We start from the raw sequence: 14,608 nt of genomic DNA on the forward strand, positions 1-14,608 counted from the left end.
GTCCTAGATCGCCTTACCGGGGTTGAGGATCCCCGCGGGATCGAACAGGTCCTTGATCCTGCGCTGGAGCTCCCGCACCGGTTCCGGCTGCTCCTGTCCCAGCCACCGGAGCTTGTACTGCCCTACTCCGTGCTCACCGGTGATGGTGCCGCCCATCGCCAGCGCCGCGGTGATGGACTCGTCCAGTGCCGCCTGCAGCCGCTGCATGGCTGTGGAGTCCACGCCTGCCCCCTGCCGGTCGATCCAAAATGTGGGGTGCAGGTTGCCGTCACCCGCGTGGGCCACCACCTTGAGGTGTACCTGCTGCCTGGCGGCCATGGCTTCGAGTTCCGCGACGTAGTCCACCAACCGGGAGCGGGGAACGGCCACGTCCTCGCCTACACGGTACTCGTCGTCCACCTCCGTCCCCCTGCTGTGCCGGCGGAGTTCCACCAGGCGCTCCGCCTCGGCGCTTGCCTCAGTAGTCACCGTTGCCCCGCCGGCGCGGAGGACCTGGCGCACAACCTCCGCTTCCGCGGCGGCGCCAAACCCGTCGGTCTGGACCAGCAGGAGTGATTTTCCGCGGGCGGTGAGGTCGGAGCCGTGGATGTCGTCGAGCTGGGCCAGGGTACCGCCGTCGAGCAGTTCCATGATGGCCGGCTGGACGCGTGCCTTGCCTACGGCCAGGACCCCTGCGGCAGCCATCCTGAAGTCCGGGTAGAAGGCGGCCACGGTGTGGACTTCCCGTGGCAGGTACTTCAGGCGCACGGTGATTCCGACGACGACGCCCAGGGTTCCTTCGGATCCCACGAAGAGGCCCGTGAGGTCATAGCCCGCCACGCCTTTGAAGGTTTGGTGGCCTGTGTGGATGAGGGACCCGTCGGCCAGGACCACGTCCAGTGCCAGGACCGAATCCCTGGTGACCCCGTACTTGGCGCAGCGCAGGCCGCCGGCATTGGTAGCCACGTTCCCGCCGATGGTGGAGCTTCGGAAACTGGCCGGATCGGGGGCATACATGAGGCCGTGCACTGCTGCGGCTTCGTTGAGGACCACGTTCACCACGCCGGGCTCCACCATGGCTGTCTCATCGTCTGGGTTCAGGGCGAGGATCCGGTTCATCCGCTCCAGCGAAAGGATGATGCAGTTCCTGGTGGCATGGGCACCACCGGAAACGCCTGTACCCGCACCCCGGGGGACAATGGCCACTCCGCTGCCGGCGCAGGTTTTCACCACCGCCTGCACGTCGGCCACTGATTCGGCGAACACCACCGCCAGGGGAAGCTGGAAATCGATGACGGGGGCCTGGTCGATGGCGTACCGCCGGAGCGAGACCTCGCTGACATCCAGCTGTCCCGGCGCCAGGATGGCCTCCAGCTCGTCAACGATGCTTCCCACAAAGCCTCCACCCGTCGTCGGACATGTCTACCCAGTCTAGGGCGTGCGACGCTCCGGTCTTTTGGATTTGCCGGCGTGCAATCGCTTCCAGTTGTTGGACTGCAGAGCCTTGAAAGTTCGTGCGAAATTAGGCGAAACATGTATGGAAGCGTTTTCATTTATCGCCCGTCCGCCGCTATGCTGGCTTTCATGTCTGTCGATACTGTGACCCAGGACACCTCAGCTGCCACTGGCCCCCTGACGCTCATCCACGCTGCCGATACCGCTCCCGGCTGGTGGCGCTCTGCCGTGATCTATCAGGTCTACCCCCGGTCATTCCGGGACCTGAACGGTGACGGCGTGGGAGACCTCGCGGGAATTACCGAGGAACTGCCGCATCTGGCGGACCTGGGCGTCGACGCTGTTTGGCTGTCACCCTTTTACCGTTCCCCCCAGCGTGACGCCGGATACGACGTCAGCGACTACTGCGACGTTGACCCGATCTTTGGCACACTCGCCGACTTCGACGTCATGATGGCCGAATCCCACCGCCTTGGCCTGCGGGTCATCGTGGACCTGGTGCCCAACCACTGTTCGGACAAGCATCCGGCGTTCCAGGCAGCCCGTGCGGCACCGGCCGGAAGCCCCGAACGGGACATGTTCATCTTCCGTGACGGCACCGGGCCTGACGGAGAGGAGCCACCGAACAACTGGCAGTCACACTTTGGCGGACCTGCCTGGACACGGGTAACAGACGCCGACGGCCGGCCGGGCCAGTGGTACCTGCACCTCTTTGACTCCTCCCAGCCGGACTTCAACTGGGACAACCCCGCCGTCCACGCCGAGTTCGAGCGCGTGCTGCGTTTCTGGTTGGACCGCGGCGTGTCCGGTTTCCGGGTGGACGTAGCCCATGCCCTGGTCAAGGCCCCGGGCCTGCCCGCCTGGGGCGGCCGGGCCGATGGCGGCAACAGCGAGGGGTACCCCGGCCACGAGGCACCCATGTTCGGGCAACCCGGCGTCCACGACATCTACCGCAACTGGCGGCTGATCCTGGACGAGTACGGCCCGGACCGCATCCTCTGCGCCGAGGCAAGCGTGGACCTTCACCGGCTGGCTCACTGGGTCAGGCCCGACGAGATGCACCAGGCGTTCAATTTCCCCTACCTCCATGCGGGCCTGGACGTCTACCGGCTGCGCTCGGTCATCACCGATTCCCTGACCGTCCTTGACGGCGTCGGCGCCCCGAGCACATGGGTGCTGTCCAACCACGATGTGGTCCGCCATGCCAGCCGGTTTGGCTACAACGGCCATGGCCCACGGGACGGCGACGGCATCGGGGCGGCCGATCCCCAGCCGGATGAGGAACTCGGCCGGCAGCGCGCAGCTGCTGCCTCGCTGTTCATGCTGGGACTGCCCGGTGCCGCCTACCTCTACCAGGGCGAGGAGCTGGGGCTGCCGGACGGCATCGACATCCCCGGCCACCTGCGCCAGGACCCCACGTTCGCCCGGACCGGCGGGCAGCGGCTTGGCCGTGACGGCTGCCGGGTGCCGCTGCCCTGGCGTGCCGGAGAACAACACCTGGGCTTCGGTTCGGGAAATGAACCATGGCTGCCCATTCCCGCTTCCTTTGGCGGGTTGGCGAGGGACCTGCAGGCGGAATCGCCGTCGTCGCACCTGTCCCTCTACCGCGACGCCCTGGCACGCCGCCGCGACCTGGACCTGGGCCGGGGATCCCTGTCCTGGGCCGAGGACTGGTGCACCGGGTCATCGCTGGGCTACCTCAACGGCACTACGCTGGTGGTTATGAACCTGAACCATGAGCCGCTGGAGATACCTGCGGGCCGCGTCCTTATCCGCAGTACCACGTCCGGCACGGAAGGACTGCTGGCTTCGGGCGAAACCGCCTGGATCCGCATCACAGCAGCAGGCTGACCATGGCGGGCATCAAAGAAGTTGCCAGCCGGGCCGGCCTGTCCGTGGCCACCGTCTCCAGGGCGCTGAGCGGCAAGTCCAACGTCTCCTCCAGGAGCCGCCGCCTTGCGCAGGAGGCGGCACGGGAACTCGGGTTCGTCCCCTCTTACCACGCCTCCAGCCTCGCCTCCGGGCGGAACCACAACATCGGCCTGGTGGTGCCCAACGTCCAGCGCTGGTATTTCTCTTCGGTCCTGGAGGGCGTTTCGGAAGCCCTCCTGGACGCCGGCTACGACCTGACGCTGTACAACGTGGGAGAGCAGCCGGAGCACCGCAGCAGCATTTTGAACGACTTCCTGCTGCGGAAACGCCTGGACGCCGTCATTGCGGTGGCGCTGGTACTCAGCGAGGAAGAGATCGGCCAGCTGCTCGCCGTGCACCGTCCGATTGTGGGCATCGGCGGGGCGCTGCGGGGCGCCTCGACCATAAGGATCGACGACGAAGGCCTGGCCATGATGGCCACCCGGCACCTGATCGGGCTCGGCCATACCCGGATCGCGCATGTTACCGGGGATGCGGCCTTGAACCGCGACTTCAACCTTCCGCAGCTGCGCCAGAAGGGCTTTGCAGCGGCTATGGCAGCAGCCGGGCTGACGGTGCGGCAAGAGTGGCAGGCCACGGCCGACTTCACCATCCAGGGCGCGTACGCGGCGGGCCGCCGGCTCCTGGGCACCTCCGCTGACCGCCCCACCGCAGTCTTCGCCGCGTCCGACGAGATGGCCGTGGGCATCATGCTCGCCGCCCGGGACTTCGGCCTTCAGGTCCCACAGGACCTTTCCGTCGTGGGGATTGACGGGCACGAACTTGCAGAGACCTTTGGGCTGACCACCATCAGCCAGGATCCACGCGGACAGGGAAGGCTGGCGGCTGCCACGGCTCTGGCCCTGCTGGACAATGCCGGTGGAAGTTCCGAGGGCGCAGGTTCCGACGGCGGCCTGGCGGCGGATGGAGCGCGGGACCAGGAATACCCTACGGAGTTTGTGATCCGGAACAGCACCGCCGTGCCGCCGGACAAGGCCGCGGGGCGGGGCTAGGCCACGCCTCCAGGCGAGCTGTCCTCTGCGGCGTCCCCGGCGCCCATGAACCGCGCATACTTGTCCAGGATCCGGGGCCACGCTTCCGCGTACTCTTGACGCGCGGCGGCAGGATCCTCGGCGCCTTCCCACCCTTCATGGAAGACCCGGACTTCAGTTCCGCCGCCGAGGGCGCGGAACGCCACCAGGAGCTCGGTGGACCACAGCGCCGTAGTGCCGGGATGCCAGGTGGCATGGAAGGACAGGGGCGGCTGCCAGTCATCAAGGGTTCCCCAGATACTGGTGCGGCCGTCATCGGCTGTTTCGAGGATGAGGTTCTCTTCAAACTCCACGTAGGAGCCGGCACCATAGACACCGTGCTGCTCAAGGGGCCACCAGAGGTGGGTGTGCTCCGTGAAACCAACGAAAGCCCGGGCCACGGGACCGGGCACGACTACGGTGTTGACCACCGGTTCCAGCGGCTCAATTGCCCGCTGTCCGGCTTCTTCGAAAGGGTCCTGCGGGTGGCTGAAGATGCTGCTCATGAGGGACTACTCTACCCCCGGGCAGCGGTGCCCGGGGGTAGAGTCCGCCCGGAGGCAGGGCATCCTCTTTGTGCTGTTCGGTTAAAGCAGCAGGGCCCTGACATTCGTTGTCAGGGCCCTGCTTAATGTGTGTCCGGCGGTGACCTACTCTCCCACACCCTCCCGGGTGCAGTACCATCGGCGCTGTGGGTCTTAGCTTCCGGGTTCGGAATGGGACCGGGCGTTTCCCCCACGCTATGACCGCCGTAACCCTTGTACCCGCCCGCCCGTGTTTTTTCGGGGGTGGGAAGTCTGGTGGTTACAACATTGTGGTGTTGTTATTCAGTTGTGTTGGTTCCGTGCCGTGACAACCCGTGTGTTGGGGGGTTGTTGGTTGGGAACCACATAGTGGACGCAAGCAGAGTTTGTATGTATCTGTGTGGTGTAAGTTGTTGGCCTATTAGTACCGGTCAGCTTCACGAGTCGTTAGTCCTCGCTTCCACATCCGGCCTATCAACCCAGTGGTCTGGCTGGGGGCCTCTCACACCCGAGGGTGTATGGAAATCTCATCTCGAAGCGAGCTTCCCGCTTAGATGCTTTCAGCGGTTATCCCATCCGAACGTAGCTAATCAGCGGTGCACTTGGCAGTACAACTGACACACCAGAGGTTCGTCCGTCCCGGTCCTCTCGTACTAAGGACAGCCCTTCTCAAATTTCCTGCGCGCGCAGCGGATAGGGACCGAACTGTCTCACGACGTTCTAAACCCAGCTCGCGTACCGCTTTAATGGGCGAACAGCCCAACCCTTGGGACCTACTCCAGCCCCAGGATGCGACGAGCCGACATCGAGGTGCCAAACCATGCCGTCGATATGGACTCTTGGGCAAGATCAGCCTGTTATCCCCGAGGTACCTTTTATCCGTTGAGCGACGGCCATTCCACAATGTACCGCCGGATCACTAGTCCCGACTTTCGTCCCTGCTCGAGATGTCTCTCTCACAGTCAAGCTCCCTTGTGCACTTACACTCGACACCTGATTGCCAACCAGGCTGAGGGAACCTTTGGGCGCCTCCGTTACTTTTTAGGAGGCAACCGCCCCAGTTAAACTACCCATCAGGCACTGTCCCTGACCCGGATTACGGGCCGAAGTTAGATGTCCAAAGTGACCAGAGTGGTATTTCAACGATGACTCCACCCGAACTGGCGTCCGGGCTTCAACGTCTCCCACCTATCCTACACAAGCCACTCCGAACACCAATACCAAACTATAGTAAAGGTCTCGGGGTCTTTCCGTCCTGCTGCGCGTAACGAGCATCTTTACTCGTACTGCAATTTCGCCGAGTTTATGGTTGAGACAGCGGGGAAGTCGTTACTCCATTCGTGCAGGTCGGAACTTACCCGACAAGGAATTTCGCTACCTTAGGATGGTTATAGTTACCACCGCCGTTTACTGGGGCTTAAATTCTCAGCTTCGCCTTGCGGCTAACCGGTCCTCTTAACCTTCCAGCACCGGGCAGGAGTCAGTCCGTATACATCGTCTTGCGACTTCGCACGGACCTGTGTTTTTAGTAAACAGTCGCTTCCCCCTGGTCTCTGCGGCCCCGATCCCCTCCACACCGCAAAGGGTGTATCAAGGTTGGGGCCCCCCTTCTCCCGAAGTTACGGGGGCATTTTGCCGAGTTCCTTAACCATAATTCTCTCGATCGCCTTGGTATTCTCTACCTGATCACCTGTGTCGGTTTGGGGTACGGGCGGCTAAAACCTCGCGTCGATGCTTTTCTCGGCAGCATAGGATCACCAAATCCCCCCAAACGGGGGTCCCATCAGATCTCAGGCACCATGAGTGGCGGATTTGCCTACCACTCGCCCTACATCCTTAGACCGGGACAACCATCGCCCGGCTCGGCTACCTTCCTGCGTCACACCTGTTAATACGCTTGCCTCCCGGGATCAGGTCCTGCGCTCCACCAAAACCCTCACACCACAAGGGCGCTCGGGCAGGCTTCGGGCAGTTAGTATCCCCCGCTCAGCATGGGCGGTTTTTCGCCGGTACGGGAATATCAACCCGTTGTCCATCGACTACGCCTGTCGGCCTCGCCTTAGGTCCCGACTTACCCAGGGCAGATTAGCTTGACCCTGGAACCCTTGATCATTCGGCGGACGGGTTTCTCACCCGTCTTTCGCTACTCATGCCTGCATTCTCACTCGTGTAGGCTCCACCGCTGGTTTACACCGCGACTTCACCGCCCACACGACGCTCCCCTACCCATCCACACGCCTGAACCACAAGGGCTTAGCTAAAATGTGAATGCCACAACTTCGGCGGTGTACTTGAGCCCCGCTACATTGTCGGCGCGGAATCACTTGACCAGTGAGCTATTACGCACTCTTTTAAGGGTGGCTGCTTCTAAGCCAACCTCCTGGTTGTCTGGGCAACTCCACATCCTTTCCCACTTAGCACACGCTTAGGGGCCTTAGTTGGTGGTCTGGGCTGTTTCCCTCTCGACTATGAAGCTTATCCCCCACAGTCTCACTGCTGCGCTCTCACTTACCGGCATTCGGAGTTTGGCTGACGTCAGTAACCTTGTAGGGCCCATTAGCCATCCAGTAGCTCTACCTCCAGCAAGAAACACGCAACGCTGCACCTAAATGCATTTCGGGGAGAACCAGCTATCACGAAGTTTGATTGGCCTTTCACCCCTACCCACAGCTCATCCCCTCCATTTTCAACTGAAGTGGGTTCGGTCCTCCACGACGTCTTACCGTCGCTTCAACCTGGCCATGGGTAGATCACTTCGCTTCGGGTCTAGATCACGCCACTCACACGCCCTATTCAGACTCGCTTTCGCTACGGCTGCCCCACACGGGTTAACCTCGCGACGTAACACTAACTCGCAGGCTCATTCTTCAAAAGGCACGCCGTCACCAGAATCAGACTGGCTCCGACGGATTGTAAGCACACGGTTTCAGGTACTGTTTCACTCCCCTCCCGGGGTACTTTTCACCTTTCCCTCACGGTACTGGTCCGCTATCGGTCATTAGGGAGTATTTAGGCTTATCAGGTGGTCCTGACAGATTCGCACGGGATTTCTCGGGCCCCGTACTACTTGGGATACTCTCACAGGCGGTACAAACACATTACGGTTACGGGACTAACACCCTCTCTGGCCGGCCTTTCAAAACCGTTCACCTATGCGCGCACATCACACCCCACCAGCCCGGCAGAACTGGTATGGAAAGTCCCACAACCCCGACCATGCAACGCCCGCCGGCTATCACACATGGAACGGTTTAGCCTGATCCGCGTTCGCTCGCCACTACTAACGGAATCACTATTGTTTTCTCTTCCTGCGGGTACTGAGATGTTTCACTTCCCCGCGTTCCCCCCACGCACCCTATGTGTTCAGGTACGGGTCACCGAGTCACTCGCGCGCTCGGCGGGGTTTCCCCATTCGGACACCCTGGGATCACAGTCCGGTTATCGACTCCCCCAGGCTTATCGCAGATTCCTACGTCCTTCTTCGGCTCCTAATGCCAAGGCATCCACCGTGTGCTCTTAAAAACTTGACCACAAAGATCAAAAACATTTCTCGAGAGAACCACAGAAACCAACCACACCCCAACACCCCAAAGGGCATCAACAGCGCAGCCAGATCCAGGTTCATTAATCTTGGAAATTGCTTCTTATACAAGATGCTCGCGTCCACTATGTAGTTCTCAAACAACAACCCCACACCACACACCCCACACACCCACAACAGGCGCACGGAACGTCACGGCAGGGAAACCAGAAACAAACAAACCCGAGGGGAAAACCCCCCGGCCCTGTTGCCTCAGGACCCAACAGTGTGCCAAACACTAAACCACGCATCCCTGCGCCCACCGTTCCAGAACCATCACTGGCTCGTACTAGACAAGACAAAAGAACACGCAGCCGCTATTTGCTGATATTCCACCCATGAGCACCCGCCACGGAACAATCGTCCATGCTGCGGGCTTGCTTCCTGACAACCCCCCACACCGGCATTCACCAGCACAGAAGAGTTGGAGGTGCTCCTTAGAAAGGAGGTGATCCAGCCGCACCTTCCGGTACGGCTACCTTGTTACGACTTAGTCCCAATCGCCAGTCCCACCTTCGACAGCTCCCTCCCACAAGGGGTTAGGCCACCGGCTTCGGGTGTTACCAACTTTCGTGACTTGACGGGCGGTGTGTACAAGGCCCGGGAACGTATTCACCGCAGCGTTGCTGATCTGCGATTACTAGCGACTCCGACTTCATGGGGTCGAGTTGCAGACCCCAATCCGAACTGAGACCGGCTTTTTGGGATTAGCTCCACCTCACAGTATCGCAACCCTTTGTACCGGCCATTGTAGCATGCGTGAAGCCCAAGACATAAGGGGCATGATGATTTGACGTCGTCCCCACCTTCCTCCGAGTTGACCCCGGCAGTCTCCTATGAGTCCCCACCATCACGTGCTGGCAACATAGAACGAGGGTTGCGCTCGTTGCGGGACTTAACCCAACATCTCACGACACGAGCTGACGACAACCATGCACCACCTGTAAACCAGCCCCAAAGGGGAAACCACATTTCTGCAGCGGTCCGGTTCATGTCAAGCCTTGGTAAGGTTCTTCGCGTTGCATCGAATTAATCCGCATGCTCCGCCGCTTGTGCGGGCCCCCGTCAATTCCTTTGAGTTTTAGCCTTGCGGCCGTACTCCCCAGGCGGGGCACTTAATGCGTTAGCTACGGCGCGGAAAACGTGGAATGTCCCCCACACCTAGTGCCCAACGTTTACGGCATGGACTACCAGGGTATCTAATCCTGTTCGCTCCCCATGCTTTCGCTCCTCAGCGTCAGTTAATGCCCAGAGACCTGCCTTCGCCATCGGTGTTCCTCCTGATATCTGCGCATTTCACCGCTACACCAGGAATTCCAGTCTCCCCTACATCACTCTAGTCTGCCCGTACCCACCGCAGATCCGGAGTTGAGCCCCGGACTTTCACGGCAGACGCGACAAACCGCCTACGAGCTCTTTACGCCCAATAATTCCGGATAACGCTTGCGCCCTACGTATTACCGCGGCTGCTGGCACGTAGTTAGCCGGCGCTTCTTCTGCAGGTACCGTCACTTACGCTTCTTCCCTACTGAAAGAGGTTTACAACCCGAAGGCCGTCATCCCTCACGCGGCGTCGCTGCATCAGGCTTTCGCCCATTGTGCAATATTCCCCACTGCTGCCTCCCGTAGGAGTCTGGGCCGTGTCTCAGTCCCAGTGTGGCCGGTCACCCTCTCAGGCCGGCTACCCGTCGTCGCCTTGGTAGGCCATTACCCCACCAACAAGCTGATAGGCCGCGAGTCCATCCAAAACCACAAAAGCTTTCCACCAACCACCATGCGATGGAAGGTCATATCCGGTATTAGACCCAGTTTCCCAGGCTTATCCCAGAGTCAAGGGCAGGTTACTCACGTGTTACTCACCCGTTCGCCACTAATCCACCAGCAAGCTGGCATCATCGTTCGACTTGCATGTGTTAAGCACGCCGCCAGCGTTCATCCTGAGCCAGGATCAAACTCTCCGTTGAAGTAAAACAAAAACAGACACAACCACAACCACCGGAAATAACGGCAGAAACAGCTGCACAAAATTTGAAACCAGCCAAAAACACCATGCACACCACGGGGTGGCGGCACAGCACAATCAACCAATTACATACATAATCGGTATCAACAAACTTGGCACACTATTGAGTTCTCAAACAACAGACACACCCGGCACCACCCAAACCAACGTCCAGGCTCGCTCCGGAGCAACTTTCCAAACTTACCGGCTGATCTCTCTCGTGTCAAACCGGCGTCCGCGACCATCCTCAGCGTTAGCTTGGGGGGTTCGGTTTTCCGTCTGACTCCGTGGAGCAGCGCGGAAATAAACTCTACCACCACTCATTACGGATCGCCAGTCCGCTGCCGGAGGGCGTCCTGCGGGCAGCCAAAAGGCCCGGAACCACGCGGATTCCGGGCCTTTCGCTTACTGCATCTGCCGTTATTTCTTCCCGTCGGCCTGGTCAGCCGATGCGGCCCCGGGCTTGAAGTAGGACGCTCCCAGCGGGGGAAGCGTGACAGCAAGGGTGGCCGGCTGGCCATCCTGTCCCTCGTTGGTGGCCTTCAGCTCTCCACTGTTCAGCACACCCGATCCGCCGTAGGTGGTGTGGTCCGTATTAAGGACCTCGATCCATGCGCCGGCCGTGGGAACTCCAAGGGTGTAGCCGACGTGCGGCGTACCGGAGAAGTTGATGGCGCAGACGACCGGGTTGCCGTCGGCGTCCCATCGGATGAAGGACAGGACGTTACGGTCGGCGTCTCCCCCGTTGATCCACTGGAAACCCGCAGGAACGTTGTCCTGGGTGTAGAGGGCGGGTGTGGCAGCGTACAGCTCGTTCAGGTCCTTGGTCAGCAGCTGCAGTCCGCGGTGCGCGGGGATGTCCGCGAGCCACCAGTCCAGTCCGTGCTGCTCAGACCACTCCGCTTCCTGGCCAAACTCGGTCCCCATGAAGATGAGCTGCTTGCCGGGGTGCGCCCACTGGTAGGCAAAAAAGGCGCGGAGGTTGGCCAGCTGCTGCCAGCGGTCGCCCGGCATCTTGCGGAGCATGGAGCCCTTGCCGTGGACAACTTCATCGTGGCTGATGGGCAGCAGGAAGTTCTCCGTGAAGGCGTAGACCAGGGAGAAGGTGACCGTTCCGTGGTGCCACTTGCGGTTGAAGGGATCCTCGGAGATGTACTTGAGGGAGTCGTGCATCCAGCCCATGTTCCACTTCAGGCCGAAGCCCAGGCCACCGTGGCTGGTGGGAGCGGTGACGCCCGGGAAGGCCGTCGACTCTTCCGCGATCATGACGGCGCCGGGGTGTGTCTTGTAGACGGTGGCGTTGACTTCCTGCAGGAAGGAGATGGCTTCCAGGTTTTCCCTTCCGCCGAAGCGGTTGGGCCGCCACTGGCCTTCCTGGCGGGAGTAATCGAGGTAGAGCATGGAGGCCACAGCGTCCACACGCAGGCCGTCGATATGGAACTCCTCCAGCCAGTACAGCGCGTTGGCCACCAGGAAGTTCCGGACCTCGGTGCGGCCGAAGTCGAAGATCAGGGTGCCCCAGTCCGGGTGTTCCCCCAGCGCCGGATCCGCGTGCTCGTAAAGAGGCTCGCCGTCGAACTGGGCCAATGCCCAGGAATCCTTGGGGAAGTGTGCAGGCACCCAGTCCAGCAGCACGCCGATGCCCGCCTGGTGGAGGGCGTCCACCAGGTAGCGGAACTCGTCGGGATGTCCGAACCTGGACGTGGGTGCGAAGTAGGAGGTGACCTGGTAACCCCAGGAACCGCCGAACGGATGCTCCGCGACGGGCATGAATTCCACGTGCGTGAACCCGAGCCATTTGACGTACTCCACCAGTTCGTCGGCGAGTTCACGGTAGCCAAGGCCCAGCCGCCAGGACCCGAGGTGCACTTCGTAGACGCTCATGGCCGAGTTGTGCGGGTCCCGTTTGGCCCGTGCTTCCATCCATTCGTCGTCCTTGAAGGCGTAGGAAGGTTCCACCACCCGGGACGCCGTCAGTGGTGGCACCTCCGTGCCGAAGGCCAGCGGATCGGCCTTTTCGACCCAGTAGCCGCCCCGTGTCAGGATCTCGTACTTGTAGCAGGCACCTGCCGGGACGCCGGGAATGAACACTTCCCAGACACCGGAGGAACCCAGCGACCGCATGGAGTTTTCCCGTCCGTCCCAGGCGTTGAAATCGCCCTTGACCCGGACGGCCTGCGCGTTGGGGGCCCAGACGGCGAACGACACACCGTTGACGTCCCCAAGCGATGATTTGTAGTGCCGCACGTGGGCACCGAGAACCTGCCACAGTTTTTCGTGCCGGCCTTCACCAATGAGGTGCAGGTCCACTTCGCCTACGGTGGGCAGGTAGCGGTAGGGCTCATCAATGGTCACCGGGTCCTTGCCCGGGTAGGTGACCGAGAGCCGGTAGTCGGGAACGTGGCCCTGGTCCTGCGGATCCAGGACCGCAACCCAAACGCCGTGTGCCTCGTGTTGCATTGGCACTTCACCGGCTTGGGTGACCACGGTGATCGCTTCGGCAAGATGCTTCACGGTGCGGATGGTGACATGCCCGTAGTCGTCCAGGTGCGCGCCCAGGACGGAGTGGGGGGCGTGGTGTTCACCGTTCGCGATCCTGCCCAGGGTGCCTTCATCCACGTGCAGCGGCACCCCCGGCTGGTCAGTTCGTGCTGAGCCTGTCATTTCGTTACCTTCCGATGCTGCACCGGCCTGATCGCCGGCACCGTTACCGCTTAGGAGCCGCCTGGAGGCGTTTACTGGAATCGCCACCCAGTCGGGCCTGTTACGCATTTCATAAACAACTTCGTACAGCGCCTTGTCCAGCCACAATGCCACAAACAGGGGCGAGGTCCGGTCCACCGTGCCGGGAATGACCCCCGCGTACCCGGCAAGGAAGGCATCAGCGCAATCGTCGACCCAGCTGTCCGGGACCTGTGCACCTTCCTGCTCGCGCTGCGCCGCACCGGCCGCGTAGTCGAAGGAGCGCAGCATTCCCACCACGTCCCGGAGTGGTACGTCCGGGACGTTCCGTTCGGAGATGGGCCGCAGGGGCTCGCCCTCGAAATCCAGGATGGCCCAGCGCGACTGGTCGCCGGATTGTCCGGTCACGAGGAGGATCTGGCCCAGGTGGAGGTCGCCGTGGATGCGCTGCAGCGGCCCGGCGGGAACCTTGTCCAGGCCGGCCAGCAGGGCGTCCAGGGCGTCGTCGTAAGGCCCGACGGCGGCACGGGCTTCCGCCCAAGCAGCGCGGACACGCTGGGCAACAGCAGCTCCTGGCGCCTTTCCGGGTTCGGGCCCGGCTGACTGCCCCAGTGCCTCCGCCAACCGCTTGTGCACCGTTGCGGTGGCCGCGCCCAGGGCGCGGGCTTCTGCCGTGAAGTCGGTGCCGGAGCGGGCGGCGTCAACCGCCAGCCGCCAGGCGTCGCGGCCGCCGGCGAGGAACTCGTGGGCCACCGCAAGCTCACCTTGGACGTAGCGGCTGCTTTGTCCGGCGTTACCGGATTTTCCGAGCCACTCCCCGCGGACCCAGCCCAGGGTGGCGGGGACTTCCGCTGTGCCGGCCCTGGTCAAGGCAGCACCGACTTCAATCTCCGGGTTGGTCCCGTCCGACAGGACGCGGAAGAATTTCACCATGGCGGCAGATTCGCCGTCGTCCACGATGACTGAACTGTTGGACTGCTCCCCCGAGAGCACCTTCACCACGCCCTTGGCAGTGGGCAGGCGGTGCGGCCCTTCCACCCGGAATCCGGTGGCACTGCCGCTCGCGGCCTTCGACCCGTCCCGGATGAGGTCGAGCCAGGCGCCTACGAAGTCGGGGTCGTGGACAGCGTCGTAGACCCAGGGACGGGTTGGATCCATTCCTGCGGCTTCGCCTACCAGCGCCCGTTCCATGCCGCCGGCCGGTGCCGGGCGGAAGCTCAAGGGGACCTGGACCACGGCGCTGCGCGGGCCGCCGTCGGGCCCCTCCATGGTGACGTTGAGGAGGAATACGGCCAGCGCGGCGTGCCCGGTGGGATCCTCCAGGCCCAGGCTGCCGGCCTGGGAAATGGCGAAATCGGGTGTCTTGACGGGGAACCATCGCTGCTGCGGCAGCCATTCCTTGAGCAGCGCGGTCAGGGCGGGAGTGAGGATTGGCTGGTTCATC

5 protein-coding genes and 3 rRNA genes are annotated in these 14,608 nt (G+C 62.0%); 2 read left to right on the top strand and 6 right to left on the bottom strand.

Annotated features, from left to right (window positions below; genetic code table 11):
• Positions 1-3: 3 nt before the first annotated feature.
• The gene (locus tag ACV095_RS16905) at positions 4-1,374 is read right to left on the bottom strand and encodes an FAD-binding oxidoreductase (protein ID WP_478222325.1); all 1,371 of its coding nucleotides are present in this window, start codon (positions 1,372-1,374) and stop codon (positions 4-6) included.
• A gap of 177 nt (positions 1,375-1,551) precedes the next feature.
• On the opposite strand from ACV095_RS16905, the gene ACV095_RS16910 reads away from it, so the two are divergent.
• Together ACV095_RS16910 and ACV095_RS16915 are read left to right on the top strand one after the other, a co-directional pair.
• Positions 1,552-3,285: a glycoside hydrolase family 13 protein gene (locus tag ACV095_RS16910; protein ID WP_478222326.1), complete on the top strand. Its 1,734-nt coding sequence runs from the start codon at positions 1,552-1,554 to the stop codon at positions 3,283-3,285.
• 2 nt (positions 3,286-3,287) lie between these two features.
• A complete protein-coding gene (locus ACV095_RS16915; protein WP_478222327.1) occupies positions 3,288-4,358 on the top strand; it encodes a LacI family DNA-binding transcriptional regulator in 1,071 nt (356 codons plus the stop codon).
• Here the strand turns inward: ACV095_RS16915 and ACV095_RS16920 are convergent.
• The 5 genes from ACV095_RS16920 to ACV095_RS16940 all read right to left on the bottom strand — a co-directional run bounded on the left by ACV095_RS16920 (position 4,355) and on the right by ACV095_RS16940 (position 14,607).
• Complete coding sequence (locus tag ACV095_RS16920) at positions 4,355-4,882, bottom strand: SRPBCC family protein (RefSeq protein WP_478222328.1); 528 nt, start codon at positions 4,880-4,882, stop codon at positions 4,355-4,357. The genes ACV095_RS16915 and ACV095_RS16920 overlap by 4 nt on opposite strands.
• A gap of 131 nt (positions 4,883-5,013) precedes the next feature.
• Positions 5,014-5,130: ribosomal RNA gene (rrf, locus tag ACV095_RS16925) — 5S ribosomal RNA — on the bottom strand.
• A gap of 170 nt (positions 5,131-5,300) precedes the next feature.
• Positions 5,301-8,430: ribosomal RNA gene (locus ACV095_RS16930) — 23S ribosomal RNA — on the bottom strand.
• A gap of 491 nt (positions 8,431-8,921) precedes the next feature.
• Positions 8,922-10,444 (bottom strand): 16S ribosomal RNA (locus ACV095_RS16935).
• The 16S, 23S and 5S rRNA genes sit together here, the layout of an rRNA operon.
• Positions 10,445-10,902: 458 nt before the next feature.
• On the bottom strand, positions 10,903-14,607 hold the full coding sequence (locus ACV095_RS16940) for a 1,4-alpha-glucan branching enzyme (RefSeq protein ID WP_478222329.1): 3,705 nt from the start codon (positions 14,605-14,607) through the stop codon (positions 10,903-10,905).
• Between the last annotated feature and the right edge of the window lies 1 nt (position 14,608).

The sequence above is a fragment of the Arthrobacter sp. JDC6 genome (assembly GCF_056484025.1).